Here is a 17,149-nt window from a genome sequence, read left to right as displayed (position 1 = left end):
GCTGGGCCTCGTTCAGGCGGGGAGGGTGTCGACCGTGGGGACGACGACGCCGAACAGATCGGTGATCGAGGTGAGGGCGGCGGCCTGGAGAGCGGCGGCCGGCAGGACGGTGCCGTCCGGGGTCGCGAGCGAGCGGGTGGCGGTCGCCTCGGCGACGACGGTGGGCCGGTAGCCGAGGTTGAACGCGCCCTGAGCGGTGTAGTTGACGCACATGTGCGTCATGAAACCGCTGAGGACCAGGTCCTTGCCGCTTCCCGGGGCGGCGCCCAGCTCGGTGAGGGTCTTCTCCAGCTCGGTGAGGTGGAAGGAGTTGGGGAAGTTCTTGACCACGACCGCCTCGCCGTCCTTGGGGGCGACCTCGTCACTGATGGCGCCGATCTGGGCGCGGATGTCGTAGGGGCTGCCCTCGCCGCCGTCGTGGATGATGTGGACGACCGGGGTACCCGCGTCGCGGGCGCGCTCCAGCAGGCGGGCAGCGGCCGCGAGGGCCTCCTCGGCGCCGTCCAGGGCCATGACGCCGGTGCGGTAGGTGTTCTGGACGTCGATCATGATCAGGATGGAGTCGCTCAGCTTGGCCGGCGCGCCGTCCAGGCCGACCACGTCGCGCAGGGTGGCAGAGGGCTGGTTCGTGCTCATCGGGGTGCCTTTCGTAGGGGTGGAGAAGGTCATGGGGTCTGGGTGCGGAAGCGGCGGCGGTAGGCCGCCGGGGTGGTGGCGAGCTGCCGCTTGAACGCCCGGTGCAGGGTCTCGACCGAGCCGAGCCCGGTGGCGGCGGCGATCTGGTCGAGTGGGCCGTCGGTGGTCTCCAGCAGGCGCCGGGCCATCTCGACCCGGGTCGCCTCGACGTAGCCGGCCGGGCTGGCGCCGGTCTCCTGCTTGAACACGCGGGCGAAGTGCCGTTCGCTCAGGCACATGCGGGCCGCCAGGACCTCGGTGGACAGGTCCTCGTCGAGGTGCTCGGTGATCCACAGGCGCAGCTCGTCCAGCTCGCGGCGTGACGTGGCGGGCAGGCTGAGGGGCACCGAGAACTGGCTCTGGCCGCCCTGCCGCCTGAGGTACATCACCAGCTGCCGGGCCACCGCCAGGGCGACGTCCTCACCCTGATCCTCGGCCACCAGGGCCAGCGCGAGGTCCAGGCAGGCGCTGATCCCGGCCCCGGTCCACAACCGGCCCCGGTCGGTCCGGACGAAGATCGGGTCCGGGTCGACGGTGACGGCCGGGTGGTCGGCGGCCAGTTGGGCGGCGGTCGACCAATGCGTGGTCGCCGTCTTTCCGTCAAGAAGCCCGGCCGCCGCCAGGACGTGCGCGCCCACGCACACCGACGCCACCCGCCGGGCGTGCGTGGCGGTCTCCTTCACCCACGCCACGACGTCCTCGTCGATGCGGGCGATGGGGCCCTCGTCGGTGATGTCGACCGCGCCGGGCACCAGCAGGGTGTCCACCTGGCCGCCGACCTCGTCGAAGGACAGATCGGTCAGCAGCCGCACGCCCGCCGACGTCCGGACCGCGCCGGCGAGGGGCCCGGCCAGGCGGACCTCGTACCCGGCCCCGCCCGTGATCGTCCGGTTGGCCAGGGCGAAGACCTCGGCCGGGCCGGTGACGTCGAGGAGATCGACATCGGGGAAGACCGCGATGACGACACGGTGCGGAATGGCCATGACCCCATCCTCGCCGCCATCGGCGATGACCGCAATGACGATTCCCTGTCACATCCGGACATGCGCACGAAGTCCGGTCGCCGGGCTGCCATGCCGGGCGTCCTCCGGCTCATGACTTCCGTCGAGGCATGGTCGTCCGTGGCTCCGCCCGGAGCGCGGGGTGGCAGGGTGGGGGCATGCGAGTGCGGATCTTGGGGGCGCTGGAGGTGACGGCCGGCGGCGGGCGGGCCGTCGCGGTCGGCGGGGCACGGCTGCGGGTGCTGCTCACGCGGCTGGCGCTCGACGCCGGCAGGGAGGTGCCGGGGGAAACGCTCGTACGGACGCTGTGGCCGGACGAGACGCCCGGTGATCCGGCCAACGCGCTCCATACGCTGGTGTCGCGGCTGCGGCGGGCGCTGGCGGACGAGATCCCCGTACGGCGGGGCGTCGACGGCTACATGCTGGACGTTCCCCGAGACGAGGTCGACGCGCTGCGGTTCGAGCGGCTGGCCCGGGAGGGCCGGTGGGCGCTGCGCGAGGGGGACGCCGCGACCGCGGAGGCGCGGTTCCGTGAGGCGCTCGCGCTGTGGCGGGACGACGCGCTGACGGACGTTCCCGGCGCGATCCGGCGGCGGCTCGCCGAGCTGAGGCTGGCGACGGTCGAGGACCGGATCGAGGCGGAGCTGGCGGGACCGGCCGGCCCCGGGGAACTGGCCGCCGAGCTGGAAGAACTGACGGCGCTGCACCCCCTGCGAGAACGGCTCCGGACGCTGCTGGTCAGGGTGCTGCACGCGGACGGGCGGCAGGCCGAGGCGCTGCGTGCGTACGCGGACTACCAGCGGCTGCTGGCCGAGGAGCTGGGCGCCGATCCCGGGCCCGAGCTCCAGGCCGTCCATCTCGCGGTGCTGCGAGGCGGGAGGGACACGCCCCGAAGCGGCGGGACCAATCTCCGGGCGCCGCTGACGAGCTTCGTACCGCGCGAAGAGGAGCAGGACCGGATCCGGCGGTGTCTCGCGAGCGGGCGGCTCGTCACGCTCGTCGGGCCTGGCGGGGCGGGTAAGACGAGGCTGGCCGAGGCGGTCGCGGCCGACGTGCGGGTCACCGGCGGGGTCTGGCTGGTCGAGCTGGCACCGGTGACGGAGCCGGAGGACGTTCCGCGCGCGGTGCTGGAGGCGCTCGGGCTGCGCGGGCAGGGCACGGGTCCGGTGACCGCCAGGCTGGTCGAGGCGTTGCGGGACGAGACGCTCCTCGTCCTGGACAACTGCGAGCACGTCATCGAGGCCGCGGCGGACCTTGCCACCGAACTGCTCGGCCGCTGCCCCCGGCTGAAGGTCCTGGCCACGAGCCGCGAGCCGCTCAGGGCCGGCGGCGAAGCGCTGTGCCCCGTACCGCCGCTGCCACTGCCCGGGGCAGGGCTGGACGGCCCCGCGATGCGGCTGTTCGCGGACCGCGCGGCGGCGGTACGGCCCGGGTTCGCCGTGGACGCCGGCAACGCCGAGGCCGTCGCGGAGATCTGCCGCAGGCTGGACGGGCTGCCGCTGGCGATCGAGCTGGCGGCGGCGAGGCTCAGCGTGCTGCCCGTCGAGGCGCTCGCCGGGCGGCTGCGCGACCGGCTCGGCCCGCTCACCGGCAACCGTGGCGCGCTGCCCCGGCACCGGACGCTGGACGCGGTGGTCGGCTGGAGCTGGGGGCTGCTGCCCGAACCCGAACGCCGGCTCGCGAGCCGGCTCTCGGCGTTCCCCGGGGTGATCTCGGCGGAAGCGGCCGGCGCGGTGTGCGGGCTGCCGGGTCCGGCGGCGCTGGACGGGCTGGCATCGCTGGCCGGCAAGTCGCTGCTCCAGGTCGTCGAGGCCGGCGGCGAGGCCCGGTTCCGCATGCTGGAGACGATCCGGGAGTACGCGCGCGAACGGCTGGAGGAGAGCGGCGAGCACCAGGAGGCGAAGGACGCGCACGCCGCGTTCTTCCTGGACCTCGCCGAGCGCGCCAAGCCGCACGTTCCCAGCGCGGGCCAGCTTCCCTGGCTGCGCGCGCTCGGCACCGAACGCGACAACCTGCTCGCCGCGCTCCACCACTTCTGCGACTCCGGCGAAGCGGACCCGGCGACGCGGCTGGGAGCATCGCTCGGCCTCTACTGGACGATCCAGGGCGACCACGCCCAGGCCGCGACCCGGCTGGCGATGGCGCTGCGGACGAAGGGCGCCGTGTCCTCGGCGGCGGCGGAGTTCGCGATCGGGTTCTACCTGCTCAACACCCTGCTGGCGGGCGGCGACGCGACCGGCGGGCTCACCGAGGTGCGGGCGCTCGCGGCGGGGCTGCCGAACCCGCCGGAGGGGCCCGCAGGGGCGGTGGGCGCGGCGGCGCTCGCGCTGCTCGGCGGGGACGACGAGGCGGGGCTCGACGCGATCACCCGCGTACTGCCGCAGCCGGACCCGTGGACGTCGGCGATGCTGCACCTGACGCGGGCGTTCCTGCACGGCAACCGGGGCGACGGGGACGCCGGGCGCCGGGACCTGGTGACGGCCGTGGACGGTTTCGGGGAGGCGGGGGAGCGGTGGGGACACTCGACGTCGCTGACGTTCCTCGCGCACACCCAGATCGTCAACGGCGACCTCGACGGCGCGGTCGCGTCGCTGGAGGAAGGGATGCGGCTCCGCCGCGAGCTGGGCACGTCCGGGGAGGGTCTGCCGCACCTTCTGCTGGCGACGGCACGGGCCCACCAGGGTGACTTCGGTCAGGCCGAGGGCGTCCTGACCGGCCTGCTCGCATCCGGCCCGCACGCGGTGACCGGCGTGTACCGGGTCCTCGCGCACACCACGCTGGGCGACCTCGCCCGCTGGCGCGGCGACCTGGACGGGACGGAACGGCACCAGGGCGAGGCCCGCGATCTGACCGCGTCGCTGCCGTACCCGGCACGCCTGTTCGACGCGGTGATCGGCGGTTCGGCCGCGCGGCTCGCCCTGGCCCGCGACGACCGCGAGGCCGCCCGGCGCCTGGCGTCCGGCTCGTTCGCCGCGGCCGTGGCGATGCCCGACATGGCCATCGCCGCCGACGCCGGAGTGACGGCGGCCTGGCTCGCGTCCCGCGCGGAAGCGCAGACCGCGGCGGAGTTGCTCGGAGCGGCCCACGCGCTGCGAGGCGGGGCCGCCGCCGCCGACCCGGACATCGCGCGAGTGACCGGCGACGTCCGGGAAGTCCTCGGCGACGCCGGTTTCCGTACCGCGTACGAGCGCGGCCGGACCCAGGACCGCCAGGCCGCGCTCGTCCTCATCGAGCAGGGACTGGACGCCTAGCGCGCCCACTCCCCAGGCTCACGCGGCCAGGTCGCGGCGCCTCAGCGCGCTGAGGCCCACGGCGGCGAACGCGACGGCCGGGAGTGCGAGCCCGAGCAGTGGCAGGACGCTGAAGTCACCGCCGGGCAGCTTCGGCGTGTGCGTGAACGGCGACAGGTTCAGCAGCCACTGGTCCAGATCGAGCAGGCCGCCGAGCTGGTTGACTCCCAGCGCCGCCGCCCCGAGGGCCCAGGCCGTACCGGTGAGGCGAGGAACGGCGCCGTACACCGCCACCGCGACGCCCGCCAGGACCAGCGCCGCGGGAAGCTGGACGAGCGCCGCGCCGAGCTGGCGCGGGACCTCCCCTGCGAGGTCGCCCACGCGCAGGCCGTGCACGACCCCGACGGTCAGGCCCGCGACGGCCAGTACCACCGCCGTGCCCGCCACCGCGGGCAGCAGGTGACCCGCCGCCCACCGGGCTCGCGAGACGCCGGTCGCCAGGAGCGGCTCGGCGCGCAGCGCGGTCTCCTCCGAGCGCAGCCGCAGCACGGCGGCCAGCGCGTACGCGGACGCCAGCCCCGCCGCCGCCTCGGCGCGGCCGAGCCGCGCCGGAACGAGCCCGGCGCCGACGTCACGCCGCATCCCGAACGCGATCGCGACCGCGACCAGCACGAGCGTCGCGGCGGCGGGCAGTGCGAGGACGTACCACCGCTCGCCCGCGTACGGGCGCACGCGGTACACCCAGCCGAGCGGTGACAGCCACGACAGTACCCCGGCACCCGCCGCGTCCCCGGCGGCGCGCAACGCGAACGCCGCCCCGAACACAGCGACCGCCGCACCTGTCGCGGTACGCGCGTGCGCGAACACCTGCGCGGTAACCGCCGCCACCGCCGCGAACGTCCACCCGGTGACACCGAGGGCCAGCCCGAACGCCACCGAGCCCGCGGCCGGCAATCCCGTACCGAGCAGGACGCCGGTCACGAGAACCGCGATGACCAGCTCCGCCGCGCCGACCGCGAGCAGCGCCGACGCCGGCCGCGCGTGCCGTCCCGCGAGCGCCGCGCCCGCCAGCTCCGCGCGCCCGCTCTCCTCCTCCGCGCGGGTGTGCCGGACGACCAGCAGCAGGCCCGGCAGCGCGAGGAGCAGCATCAGCATCATCCCGGCCTCGGCGACGGAGATGCCGCCGAGCGTGGTGGTCCCGTAGCCAGGCCCGCTGAACACCGCCGTGGAAGGGCTCCCCGCCACCGTGTCCGCGTAGTCGATGCGGGACGCCTCGGTCCCGTACAGCCCCTTGACCGACGTACGCGACGCGCCGGCGCAGTTTGGCCGCCTCCCGCCAGGGGTCACCGCCGAGGAGACGGACGGTGCCCGCGTCGGCGCGCAGCAGTCCGAGCAGGATCCGGATCGTGGTGCTCTTGCCCGCCCCGTTCGGGCCGAGGAATCCGAGCACCTCGCCCGCCCGGACGTTCATGTCGATGCCCGCCAGTGCGGTCGTCTTGCCGAATCTCTTCACGAGGCCAGCGGCCTCGAACACATGCGTCATGCTCCCCACCGTCCCGTCCGTCCCGCACAGACGGCGCACACCCGGCTGTCGGTGGACCGGAACGGTCACCGTGCCGCGCCCCTGGTGTGGTCGGTGATCCGGGTGATCTTCCGCGTCCAGGTGTCCAGCAGGCCGGACGGCCGGGAGGGTCTCAGCCGCCCGTCGTGCCGGGACCGGCCGGAATGAGCGGCCGGATGAGCTGTGCGGCCTGCCGGACCAGTACGTCGACGGGCGGCGCGACGTCCAGGGTGGCGCCGCGCTCGTCCGGCTGGAGGGTCTCCAGGGTCTCGAACTGGGAGTGCAGCAACGCGGGCGGCATGAAGTGCTCGCGGCCTTGCATCCGCTGGTGCAGCAGTTCCTCCGCACCGTGCAGGTGGAGGAAGTAGGTGTCCGGTACGGGGCGGCGGAGCACGTCGCGGTAGGACCGCTTGAGGGCCGAACAGGCGAGGACCGTGGACGTCCCGGTGGCCTGCTGGTCGGCCGTCCAGCGGGCGAGTGCCTCGAGCCACGGCCATCTGTCGTCGTCGGTCAGCGGTTCGCCGCTGGACATCTTCGCGATGTTCGCGGGCGGGTGGAAGTCGTCGGCCTCGGCCATCCGCAGCCCGAGCTCGTCCCGGAGGTGCCGCGCGATCGTGCTCTTGCCGCAGCCGGACACCCCCATCACGACGACGTGAAAGCTTGTGATCAAGGGATTCTCCGTCCGCGGGTACGCTGGCGACCATGTCGACGCTGCACGAGGAGGTCCTCGCCAAGCTGGGGCCATTGATCATCTCGGGGTCCCTCGCCCCCGGGTCGAAGGTCAACCTGGAGTGGGTGCAGCAGGAGTTCGGCGTGTCGCGAACGGTCGCCCGGGAGGCGGTGCAGGTGCTCGCGTCGATGCGGCTGGTCACCAGTCGCCGGCGGACCGGCGTCACGGTGCTGCCGAGGAACGAGTGGGACTCCTACGACCGCGCCGTGATCAGGTGGCGGCTCGACGGGCCGGAGCGGGGCACGCAGCTGCGCCAGCTCTCGCAGCTGCGTACCGCGATCGAACCGCCCGCCGCCGCGCTGGCCGCCCGGTACGCGGACGCCGGCCAGCGGGAGCGGATCGTCGAGCTCGGGGCGGCGATGGAGGCGACGGGCGCGGCCGGCGACCTGGCCACGTTCCTCGAACACGACATCGCCTATCACCGGTTGCTGCTCGATGCCTCGGGGAACGTGATGTTCGCCGGCCTCGCCGACGTCGTCGAGGAGGTGCTGCGCGGGCGCACGCTCCATCATCTGATGCCGGCGCGGCCCAAGCTCGAGGCACGCCGGCTCCATCTCGTGGTGGCCGAGGCCGTCGCCGGTCGCGAGCCCGAGGTCGCCAGGGCCGCGATGACGGCGATCTGCGTCGAGGTCGCCGACGAGGTGGGCCGGCTGGCCGGGGACGGCGCCCCGGCCGGCTGACCCGGCCGGGCTCAGGTGACGAGCCACAGCACCGACGCGATCGCGAACACCGACAGGCCGAGCGTCGTCTCCAGGACCGTCCACGTCTTCAGCGTGGTCTTCTCGTCCATCCCGAACAGCCGGCTCACCAGCCAGAAGCCGGAGTCGTTCACGTGCGAGAGCACGGTGGCCCCCGCCGCGATGGCGACCACGAGGAGGGTCAGCTTGAAGTCGCTCAGGTCGGCTTCGCCGACCGCCCCCGCGATCAGCCCACCGGTGGTGGTCAGCGCGACGGTGGCCGAGCCCTGCGCGACGCGCAGCAGGGTCGCGATGATGAAGGCCTGCAGGATCAGGGAGATGCCGAGATCGGACAGGCTGCCGCTCAGCGCGTCGCCGATGCCGCTCAGCTCCAGCACCCCGCCGAACATGCCGCCCGCGCCGGTGATCAGGATGATGGCGCAGACCGGGCCGAGCGCCTGGTCGACGATCTTGGTGATGGTGGCCATCGACGCGTTGGGCCGGCCGAGCACCAGGATCGCGACGATGACGGTGATCATCAGGGCCACCGGGGTGATGCCGATCAGGCTCAGGTAGTCGACCCAGCCCTGCCCCTCGGCGAGCACGCCGGTCTCGACCAGCGTCGTGAGCACCGTGTTGAAGGAGATCAGCACCAGCGGGATGAGCAGCAGGGTGAGGACCGTGCCGAAGGACGGCGCCCGCCAGTCGGGCTCCTCCGGGTTCTTGCCGTCCTCTATCTCGCCGAAGATCACGTCTGGCAGCGAGACGTTGATCCTCGCGGCGAGGAAGCGGGAGACCAGCATGACGCCGACGTACCAGGCCAGCACCGCGATCGGGATGCCGACGAGCAGCGTGAGCCCGACGTTGGCGCCGATCAGGTTCGCCGCGGCGACGGGCCCGGGGTGGGGCGGAACGAGCGCGTGCATCGCGGCGAACGCGCCCGCCGCGGGCAGCGCGTAGTAGAGCACGGACCCGCCGAAGCGCCGCGCGACGGTGAGGATGATCGGGACGAAGATGACGAGCCCGGCATCGAAGAAGATCGGGAACCCGAACAGCAGGGACGCGACCCCCAGCGCCAAGGGGGCCCGTTTCTCACCGAACCGCCCGATGAGCGTGTCCGCCAGCGTCTGCGCGCCGCCGGTCACCTCCAGCAGCCGGCCGAGCATGACGCCGAAGGCGACCAGCAGGGCCACCGAGCCGATGGTGTCGGCGAAACCGAACATCAGCACGTCGGGGATGTCGCCGGGCTCGAAGCCGACGGCGACGGCCGTCAGCACGCTCACCAGGACCAGGGATATGAAGGCGTGCAGCTTCACCTTCATGATCAAGAACAGCAGCACCGCCACCGCGCCTGCCGCGATCAGCAACAGCGTGAGGGTGCCGAACTGGGGTTCGATCGCTTCCACGGCAACTCCGATACATTCCGCCCGGCCGGTCTCGGGCGCGTACGCACACCCTGCAGCAAAGGTACTACCTTTCACAAGCCCCGCCGCGGACGGTCGCTGCCAGGACGTGCGTGGCGAGGGATGTCGGTGCCATCGCGTTTAATCGAGGGGTGGACGTTGGAGAGCGCATCGCTGAGCTGACCGCAGAGGTCAAGCGGCTGAACGATCTGTACTACGGCACCGGCGACAGCCCGCTGCCGGACGCCGACTATGACGCGCTGAAGGACGAGCTGGCGGCGCTCGTCGCCGAGCATCCGGAGCTCGAGCCGGCCGACAGCCCGCTGGGCAAGGTCAACGCGCCGGCGGAGCTGACCGGCCCGACCGTGCGGCACGCGCGCCCGATGCTCTCGCTGGCCAAGGCCACGAGCGATGAGCAGATCCGCGCGTTCTGCGAGCGGTTCGGTGGCCAGGTCTTCCGCGTGTCGGAGAAGCTGGACGGGCTCTCGCTCAGCGTCGTGTACGCCGACGGAAGGCTCGACTACGTCGCCACACGCGGCACCGGCACGGTCGGCGAGCTGGTGACCGAGAAGGTACGCCACGTGATTCCGGGCCTGCCGACCGAGATCGACGCGCCCGGGCGCGTCGAGGTCCGCGGCGAGGCGGTGATGCTGCGGTCGGTGTGGTCCGCCTATAACGAGGCGCACCCCGACCGGACGCTGACCAACCCGCGGTCGGGCGCCGCCGGGACACTGGTGCTGAAGGACCCCGAGGCGGGCGCGAAGGCCAACCGGCTGCTGCGGTTCTTCGCGTTCGGCGCTGATCGCGACGGCAGCGCGGTCGAGGTTCCAGCGGGTTTCGAGCCGGTCGCCGAGTACGTGTGCGCGAGCGCCGAGGAGGTGCTGGACGCGATCCACCGGATCGGCGGCCGCCGCGACGGGCTGGACCATGACATCGACGGCGCGGTCGTACGGCTGCACGAGCCGGCGGCGTTCGACGCGGCGGGCTTCAACAGCGCCGAGCCGCGCGGAGCGATCGCGTTCAAGTACCCGCCGGAGGAGAAGCTGACGACGCTGCTGTCGGTCGAGTGGCCGGTCGGCAAGATCGGCCGCGTCCCCCCGCGCGCGAAGGTCGCGCCGGTGTTCGTCGGCGGCGTGACGGTGGAGAACATCACCCTGCACAACCCGCGGCTCATCCGCGAGCGCGACCTGCGGATCGGCGACACGGTGGCGGTTGTGCGGCGCGGCGATGTGATCCCGTTCGCGGGCCGGTCCCTGCCGGAACTGCGCGATGGGAGCCAGCTCGAGATCGTCCCGCCGGAGCACTGCCCGTCATGCGGTTCCGAGCTGGAGGTCCGCGGCACCGGCGAGGAGCGCTGGTGCGTGAACCTGCAGTGCCCGGCGCAGGCGACGCGCCGGCTGATGCACTGGGCCTCCCGCCAGGCGGCCGACATGGAGGGCGTCGGCGACACCTGGATCGAGAAGCTCGCCGAGGACGGCGTGCTCAAGCGCCGCAGCGACTTCTATGACCTGACGACCGAGCAGTTGCTCGGCTACGAGCGGATGGGCGAGGTCAGCGCCGGGAACATGGTCGACTCCATCGCCTCCTCCAAGGGCATGGGGCTGCGGCGCGCACTGATCGGGCTGGCCATCCCGATGGCCTCCGAGGGCACGGCCAAGCGCCTGTGCCTGGCCGGGTACGAGCGCATCGAGGACATCGCGGCGGCGACGGCCGAGGACCTGGTGGCGATCCGCGATATCGGGCCGAAGGCCGCCGAGAGCATCGTGGCCTTCTTCGCCCGCGTCCAGGTCCAGGAAGAGATCGCGGCGCTGCGCGAGCGCGGCGTGGACCTCGATGTGCTGGACGAGGACCGGCCGCTCGACGCGGCGGCCGCCGGCGACTCGCCGCTCAAGGGCACATCGGTCGTGATCACCGGTGCGTTCACCGACCCGCGCTCGGGCGCCAAGATCAGCCGGCCGGACGTGACGCGCCTGGTCGAGCAGGCGGCCGCGACGACCGCCTCGTCGGTCTCGGCCGGCACCGACTACCTGCTCACCGGCGACAACGTCGGCGCCGCCAAGACCGGCAAGGCCGACAAGCTCGGGGTCACCGTCGTCCAGCAGGACCAGCTGTGGCGCTGGCTGGCCGAAGCCGGAGTCATCTGAACGCATCGGGCACGCGAAGCCGATCGGCCGGAAGCCCGAAGGCGGCAGGGGCGCGTCATGGTCTCGTCTCCGCATGTGGGGCGGACCCGGCGGCCAGGTCCCGCAGGTTGCGACGATCGGTCTTGCCGGTGGAGGTCTTGGGAAGTGAGTCGAGCAGTTCGAAGCGGTGCGGAACCATGTAGGGCGGCAAGTGCTGGGCGCAGTGCCCGGCGAGCTCGGCCGCGGAGACCCCGGGAGCCACGACGCACCCGACGATCCTGTTGGTGATGTCCGGGTCGGGGACGGCCAGGACCGCGCATTCCGCGACCGAAGGGTGGCCGTGGAGCACGGTCTCGACCTCGCCGAGTTCTATCCGGTGCCCGGCGCTCTTGATCTGGTCGTCGCGCCGTCCGAGGAAATGGTGGACACCGGTGCCGTCGACCCGGACGAGATCGCCGGTGGCGTAGGAGAGGCCTTGGGTGCCCGGCAGGCGGACCAGGGCCCGCTCGGTGCGGCCCGGGTCGTTCCAGTATCCGCGCATCACCGTGGGGCCCCGCACGTACAGTTCGCCGATCTCGTCCGGCCCCACCGGCGTTCCGTCATCGCCGATCACGGCGGTCGACACGCCTGGGATCGGCTGGCCGATCGGGACGGGAGCGGCCGGGTCGACCGGCCGCCGGACCTGCGTCCAGGTGCACACGTTGGTCTCCGTCGGCCCGTACAGGTTCGCCAGGCGGGCGTGCGGCGCGAGTTCCGCCAGCTCCGCCAGGCGCGGGGCTGGGAACACCTCGCCGGCGAAAAGGATCACTCTCAGCCCGGCCAGGTCGCGGAGGGCGGGACGGCCGTACCGCAGAAGCAGGGTCAGGACCGAGGGTGTCGAGTACCACACGGTGATCCGCTGATTCCGGACGAAACCCGCCAGTTCGGCGGGGAAGACCGTGACGCGGCGTGGGACGAGGACGAGGGCGGCCGCCGCGGCGGCCGAGGCGAAGACGTCGAAGACCGACAGGTCGAAATGCAGCGGGGCAAGGGAGGCCAGCCGGTCGGTGCCGGTGACGGTGAACTCCTCGACCGCCCAGCGGACGAAGGCGAGCCCGTTGCGGTGGGTGAGAGCCACCCCTTTGGGCCCCCCGGTCGAACCGGAGGTGTAGAGGATGTAGGCGAGGTCGTCCCCGTCGGCCTCCATCCGCAAGGGAGCCGAGGACACCGAGGATGTCGCGGCCTCTTCGGCGCACACACCCGCGACGCGAAGGACGCGTGTCTGCCCGGCCGAATCCCCGCCTGACGTTCCGGTGTCGTCCGTGTTCCCGCACAGCAGCAGACGGGGAGAGCAATCCGCGATTATCTGCCGATGCCTCGCGGGCGGGGCGTGCGGGTCGAGGGGCACATAGGCCGCCCCGGCCGCCAGCACACCGTAGATCGAGACGATCGCCTCGGCGGACTTGTCCAGCAGGATGGCGACGCGGTCGCCCCGCCGCACCCCGGCTTCGCGCAGGACGCGGGCAAGCCGGTTCACCGCGCGATCGAGGTCGGCGTAGGTCAGGACACGGTCGCCGTCGACGAGCGCCACCTCGCCGGGATGGTTCGCGGCGGCCTCGCTCAGCAGCCGGTGCAGCACGGCGCTCTCCTCACGGCGCTCTCCTCACGGGGCCCTCCTCACGGCGTGCTCCGTACGGCGTCCGGGTCTCGGCCCGGCTCGGCCAGCTTGCGCGCCACGAAGCCGGCGATCTTGTTGAGGCTCTCGAAGTTGTCGGCGACCAGCTCCACCGGGTCGACCTCGATGAGGTAGTGCTGCTCCAGGAACGAGGCGACCTCCAGGACCCCGAGGGAGTCCAGGACCTGCTCGTCGATGAGCGAGCCGTCGGGGTCCAGGTCGCCCCGCAGCCCAGGCCGCCCCATCCGGTCGAGGATGAAGCCCTGCACCACGGTGGCCACGTCATTCGTCATCGTGCCGTCCTTTCTGCGTGCCCGCGCCCACACCCATCAGGCGGGCGATCTCGTCGCGCATGATCTCCGAGGTGCCGGAGTGCAGCCGGCCGGCCACCGCGTCGCGCAGGTCGCGTTCCAGCCCGTACTCGGCCAGATAGCCGTAGCCGCCGTGGAGTTGGACCGCGTCCAGACCGGACGCGACCATGCTCTCCGCGAGGTGGAGCTTGGCCAGGGCCGACTCCATCCGGACCGGTCGGCCCTGGTCGATCGACCACGCCAGGCGGTACAGGAGGAGGCGTGCGGACTCATGGCGCAGGCGCATGTCGACCAGGCGGTGCGCGACCCCCTGGAACGCGCCGATCGGCTGTCCGAACTGCTCCCGTTCCCGCGCGTGGACGAGGCAGCGCTCCAGGTTCCGCCGCATGGTGCCGACCGGCCCGGCGAGGATGAAGGCGCGTTCCCGCTCCATCGCCCAGGTGAAGATCGGCATTCCCGCTCCGGCGGGCCCGAGGAGAACGGCGGGGCAACCGTCGAAGGACACCTCGGCCATCGGAGAGGTCCGCAGTCCCATCTTGGCGATGGGCCGGCCGATGTGGAGGCCCGGCGCGTCCGCCTCGACCAGGAACGCCGAGACCCCCGCGAAGGCACGGCTCAGGTCGGTGCTGGCGAAGACGAGGAACAGCCCGGCGATCGGCGCGTTGGTGACGAAGGCCTTGGCGCCGTCCAGGCGGAAGCCGGCACCGTCCTGACGTGCGACGGTACGCAGCGCGAACGCGTCGGAGCCCGATCCGGCCTCGGACATGGCATGCGCGGTGATCAGCGACCCGGCGCAGATCGGGGGCAGGTACCGCTCGCGTTGCCCGGGACTGCCGAAGCGTGCCAGCGGCGCGGTACACGCCCAGAGGTGCGCGTTCAACGAGAAGATCAGGCCGTTGTCCCGGCAGCCGTAGCCCAAGGCCTCCAGGGCCACGACGGTGCTCGTGGCGTCCGCCTCCGAGCCTCCGTACGCCCGCGGCACCGGTAACCCCGTCAGCCCCAGCTCGGCGCACTTCACCCAGTTGCGCGCGGGAAACAGGCCTTGCTCGTCGCGGGACGCGAGGTCGTCGTTGAGCTGTGCCCGCGCGAACTCGACGATCGACTCGCGCAGTGCCCGCTGTTCCGCGGAGAGTTCGAAATCCATCGGCTCACCTGCCCGCCGCTCAGAACCCGGGTTCCATGGCGGGAGCGCGCAGGCTGCCGAGATAGCGGTGCCAGAGGTGCCGGGGGTTCTCTTCGACCTGCCGGGTGACGACGCGCATCTTCCTCAGCGCCGCGGGCTCGTCCTCGTCGTAGAAGCAGCCCTGCAGCATCTGGATCATGTCCAGGCGGTAGCGCGGGTCCTGCACGAACGCCGTGTACAGGACGTTGAGCCGGTAGTAGATGGAGATGAACTCGTACCAGTTGCGCATCGCGCGGCGCATCAGGGTCTCGTAGTTCGCGAAGCCCGGCTTGGTGAAGTCTCCGGTCTCCGCGGCCGCGATGATGTCCTGAGCGGCCAGGCGGGCACCGTTGAGTGCGACGCTGACGCCGCTGGAGAAGATCGGATCGACGAACCGCGCCGCGTCGCCGACGGCGACCCAGCCGTCGCCGCAGATCTGCCGCATCCCGTAGCTGTAGTCGCCTTCATGCCGGAACGGGCGGACCCGCTCGGCGCCCTTCAGCGCCGCGAGGAGCTCGGGCCGGCTCGCCATGCACTCCCAGAAGAACGACTCCCGGTCGGAACGCGAGGCCGCGAACCGGGACTTCTGGGTGACCACGCCCACGCTGGTGATCGTCTCGGTGATCGGGATCTGCCACACCCAGGTGTCGATCAGGGGCAGGAAGTGAATGAAGATGAACGTCGCCTTGTCCTTGGTGACGGCGACCGCGGTCCGGTCCAGCCCTTCGAACCAGGTATGGATGGCGTACTGGTTGAAGACCGGGTCCGGAACCTTGAGGCGGAGCCGGTTGCCCAGGAACGTGTTGCGGCCGCTGGCGTCGACGATCACTCGGGCCGTGATGTCGACGTCCCGGCCGCCCATGCCGACGGTCAGCCTCGGGTTCGGTCCGGACAGGTCGGCGCCGCGCACCCTCGCGCGCTGGTGGACCCGCGCGCCGAGCGAAGCCGCGTGCTCGAGCAGCAGCAGATCGAACACGCCGCGGTCCACGTGGTAGGTGTAGTCCTGATGGACGCCCGGCTGGTCGCGTTCGCTGAACCGGGTGCTCGCCTCACGGAACCCGTGCGGCAGGTCGAAACCCAGGGTGGGCACGTCCGGGGAGACCGCCGAGGTCCAGGCCGCCCCGTACTTGCGAGGGAAACCGGCCGCGTCCACGGCGCGCAGCGCGCCGATCTCGTCCAGCACCGGGGTCGTGGCCGGGACGAGCGATTCCCCGACGTGCGGCCGGGGGAAGGCCGCGCTCTCCAGCACCGTGCAGGACAGGCCGGCCTTGGCCAGGTACGAGGCGGTGGTCGAGCCCGCCGGTCCGCCGCCGATGATCGCCACATCGAAATCGGTCTTTGCCATGGCGTCCTCCTTGATGTGTCACGGATCTGGAACGAGCGTGGGTACGGGCGAGGGCACCTTCTCCGGTGCCCTTTCCAGGTGGACGAGGCGGAGCAGGGGACCCGTCATCACGGTGGTCGCCACCGCCATCACGACCATGAGGGAGTACAGGTCGTTGCCGAGGACGCCGAGCCGCAGGCCCACCGCGAGGACGACCAGTTCGGCCAGCCCCCGCGTGTTCATGAGGACCGCCAGGGCGCTGGACCGCCGGACGTCCAGGCCGCGGAGCCGCGCCCCGGCGAACCCGCCGAGGAGCTTGCCCGCCGCCGCCACCGCGACGATCAGAGCGATGTCCCACAACCGGGTGATCGGGAACCCTGACAGGTCCACTCCCAAGCCCACCACGGCGAAGAACACGGGCAGGACGAACGGCAGGCACCGGCCGCACCATGCCGTGCCCGGCGCCCCGGAACCTGTGCGGGGCATGACCGCACCGAACAGGAACGCCCCGAAGACGAAGTGGAGTCCCATGCCCTCGGTGGCCAGACTCGACAGTGGCAGCCCCACCAGCACCGCCCCGGTCAGACACCAGGCCCAGCGGTCAGAGCGCTCGGCCCGCTCGGCCATGCCGCGCAGGACCGGCCGGACGACGCGGAACATCACCCACGCGTACGGGACGACCAGCAGGAGCGACCACGGGTTCGGTCCGCCCGCCCCGGCCACCGCCAGCAGGACGGCCAGCGCCGACCACGCCACGACATCGCAGATGGCCGCGCTCGACAGGGCCAGGACCCCGAAGTCCGTCCGGCTCAAGCCGTTGTCGTCGACGATGCGCGCGAGCACCGGGAAGGCCGTCACCGACATCGCCACGCCCAGGAAGGCGACGAACACCGCCGGGTGGTCGCTGGGATAGCGCTCGATCAGGAAGAGGCCGAGCGCGATCCCCAGGACGAACGGAAGCAGCATCGCCCCCACGGCGACCGGCACGGCCGTCCTGAGCACCCGGCGCGACGTCTCCCAGTCCAGGTCCAGGCCGACGGAGAACATGAACAGGGCCAGGCCGAGGTTCGCCACCGTGGCGAGGGACGGGCGGATGTCCGCGGGGAAGAGGACGGTCGATACCTGGCCGCCCAGCAGCGTCGGTCCCAGCGCGATCCCGGCGATGATCTCACCGACCACGGCCGGCTGGCCCAGCCGCCGTGCCACGACGCCCGCGGCACGGGCGGCCACGAGGATCACGGCCAGGGCGAGGACGAACATCGCGAACTGGTGCGCGGAGCCGCTCATCGGTCAGAGTC

The 17,149-nt window shown here is 72.4% G+C and carries 13 protein-coding genes and 1 pseudogene; 3 read left to right on the top strand and 11 right to left on the bottom strand.

The features are described from left to right. Window positions 1-12 precede the first annotated feature (12 nt). Window positions 13-636 carry an isochorismatase family protein gene (locus ACH34Q_RS19370; protein ID WP_395984364.1) on the bottom strand — a complete coding sequence of 208 codons (624 nt, stop codon included), beginning with the start codon at window positions 634-636 and terminating at the stop codon, window positions 13-15. Window positions 637-665: 29 nt separating this feature from the next. Further along, window positions 666-1,658, bottom strand: coding sequence for a GlxA family transcriptional regulator (locus tag ACH34Q_RS19365; RefSeq protein ID WP_395984363.1), 993 nt, complete (start codon window positions 1,656-1,658; stop codon window positions 666-668). A 176-nt stretch (window positions 1,659-1,834) separates the two neighbouring features. Here ACH34Q_RS19365 and ACH34Q_RS19360 point away from each other — a divergent pair, with 176 nt between their 5' ends. Beyond that, complete coding sequence (locus tag ACH34Q_RS19360; protein WP_395984362.1) at window positions 1,835-4,927, top strand: BTAD domain-containing putative transcriptional regulator; 3,093 nt, start codon at window positions 1,835-1,837, stop codon at window positions 4,925-4,927. 18 nt (window positions 4,928-4,945) lie between these two features. On the opposite strand, the gene ACH34Q_RS19355 is transcribed toward ACH34Q_RS19360, so the two are convergent. The 3 genes and pseudogenes from ACH34Q_RS19355 to ACH34Q_RS19345 all read right to left on the bottom strand — a co-directional run bounded on the left by ACH34Q_RS19355 (window position 4,946) and on the right by ACH34Q_RS19345 (window position 7,110). Continuing rightward, a complete protein-coding gene (locus tag ACH34Q_RS19355; protein WP_395984361.1) occupies window positions 4,946-6,253 on the bottom strand; it encodes a hypothetical protein in 1,308 nt (435 codons plus the stop codon). Further along, a pseudogene (locus ACH34Q_RS19350) lies at window positions 6,204-6,449 on the bottom strand (ATP-binding cassette domain-containing protein); the annotation flags it as partial. The pseudogene ACH34Q_RS19350 and the gene ACH34Q_RS19355, both read right to left, overlap by 50 nt. Window positions 6,450-6,600: 151 nt before the next feature. After that, window positions 6,601-7,110, bottom strand: coding sequence for a gluconokinase (locus ACH34Q_RS19345; protein WP_395984528.1), 510 nt, complete (start codon window positions 7,108-7,110; stop codon window positions 6,601-6,603). A gap of 59 nt (window positions 7,111-7,169) precedes the next feature. Here ACH34Q_RS19345 and ACH34Q_RS19340 point away from each other — a divergent pair, with 59 nt between their 5' ends. Continuing rightward, a complete protein-coding gene (locus ACH34Q_RS19340; protein ID WP_395984360.1) occupies window positions 7,170-7,877 on the top strand; it encodes a FadR/GntR family transcriptional regulator in 708 nt (235 codons plus the stop codon). An 11-nt stretch (window positions 7,878-7,888) separates the two neighbouring features. Here ACH34Q_RS19340 and ACH34Q_RS19335 read toward each other — a convergent pair whose 3' ends face one another. Further along, window positions 7,889-9,280 carry a GntP family permease gene (locus ACH34Q_RS19335; RefSeq protein ID WP_395984359.1) on the bottom strand — a complete coding sequence of 464 codons (1,392 nt, stop codon included), beginning with the start codon at window positions 9,278-9,280 and terminating at the stop codon, window positions 7,889-7,891. Window positions 9,281-9,429: 149 nt separating this feature from the next. On the opposite strand from ACH34Q_RS19335, the gene ligA reads away from it, so the two are divergent. Continuing rightward, complete coding sequence (ligA, locus tag ACH34Q_RS19330; RefSeq protein WP_395984358.1) at window positions 9,430-11,421, top strand: NAD-dependent DNA ligase LigA; 1,992 nt, start codon at window positions 9,430-9,432, stop codon at window positions 11,419-11,421. A gap of 55 nt (window positions 11,422-11,476) precedes the next feature. Here ligA and ACH34Q_RS19325 read toward each other — a convergent pair whose 3' ends face one another. Genes ACH34Q_RS19325 through ACH34Q_RS19305 form a run of 5 tightly spaced genes read right to left on the bottom strand, consistent with a single transcriptional unit; the run spans window position 11,477 to window position 17,138 of the window. Then, window positions 11,477-13,018, bottom strand: coding sequence for an amino acid adenylation domain-containing protein (locus tag ACH34Q_RS19325; protein ID WP_395984357.1), 1,542 nt, complete (start codon window positions 13,016-13,018; stop codon window positions 11,477-11,479). A 38-nt stretch (window positions 13,019-13,056) separates the two neighbouring features. Then, window positions 13,057-13,347 (bottom strand): acyl carrier protein, encoded by a 291-nt coding sequence (locus ACH34Q_RS19320; protein ID WP_395984356.1) that lies wholly within the window; start codon window positions 13,345-13,347, stop codon window positions 13,057-13,059. Next, on the bottom strand, window positions 13,337-14,509 hold the full coding sequence (locus ACH34Q_RS19315) for an acyl-CoA dehydrogenase family protein (RefSeq protein WP_395984355.1): 1,173 nt from the start codon (window positions 14,507-14,509) through the stop codon (window positions 13,337-13,339). Before ACH34Q_RS19315 ends, ACH34Q_RS19320 begins: the two co-directional genes overlap by 11 nt. A gap of 19 nt (window positions 14,510-14,528) precedes the next feature. Then, a complete protein-coding gene (locus ACH34Q_RS19310) occupies window positions 14,529-15,872 on the bottom strand; it encodes an NAD(P)/FAD-dependent oxidoreductase (RefSeq protein WP_395984354.1) in 1,344 nt (447 codons plus the stop codon). Between the two features lie 18 nt (window positions 15,873-15,890). Continuing rightward, window positions 15,891-17,138 (bottom strand): cation:proton antiporter, encoded by a 1,248-nt coding sequence (locus tag ACH34Q_RS19305; protein WP_395984353.1) that lies wholly within the window; start codon window positions 17,136-17,138, stop codon window positions 15,891-15,893. Between the last annotated feature and the right edge of the window lie 11 nt (window positions 17,139-17,149).

The organism is Actinomadura sp. 9N407 (assembly GCF_044326315.1).
Classification (GTDB): Bacteria; Actinomycetota; Actinomycetes; order Streptosporangiales; family Streptosporangiaceae; genus Spirillospora.
Note: the sequence above shows the minus strand (reverse complement) of the source record. Positions and strands in the feature narration are given on the sequence as shown.

Bases quoted from the DNA above. Each gene is read 5' to 3' on its own strand.
- ACH34Q_RS19370 (WP_395984364.1), bottom strand. From the start codon at position 636: ATGAGCACGAACCAGCCCTCTGCCACCCTGCGCGACGTGGTCGGCCTG.
- ACH34Q_RS19365 (WP_395984363.1), bottom strand. From the start codon at position 1,658: ATGGCCATTCCGCACCGTGTCGTCATCGCGGTCTTCCCCGATGTCGAT.
- ACH34Q_RS19360 (WP_395984362.1), top strand. From the start codon at position 1,835: ATGCGAGTGCGGATCTTGGGGGCGCTGGAGGTGACGGCCGGCGGCGGG.
- ACH34Q_RS19345 (WP_395984528.1), bottom strand. From the start codon at position 7,110: ATGGGGGTGTCCGGCTGCGGCAAGAGCACGATCGCGCGGCACCTCCGG.
- ACH34Q_RS19340 (WP_395984360.1), top strand. From the start codon at position 7,170: ATGTCGACGCTGCACGAGGAGGTCCTCGCCAAGCTGGGGCCATTGATC.
- ACH34Q_RS19320 (WP_395984356.1), bottom strand. From the start codon at position 13,347: ATGACGAATGACGTGGCCACCGTGGTGCAGGGCTTCATCCTCGACCGG.
- ACH34Q_RS19315 (WP_395984355.1), bottom strand. From the start codon at position 14,509: ATGGATTTCGAACTCTCCGCGGAACAGCGGGCACTGCGCGAGTCGATC.
- ACH34Q_RS19310 (WP_395984354.1), bottom strand. From the start codon at position 15,872: ATGGCAAAGACCGATTTCGATGTGGCGATCATCGGCGGCGGACCGGCG.
- ACH34Q_RS19305 (WP_395984353.1), bottom strand. From the start codon at position 17,138: ATGAGCGGCTCCGCGCACCAGTTCGCGATGTTCGTCCTCGCCCTGGCC.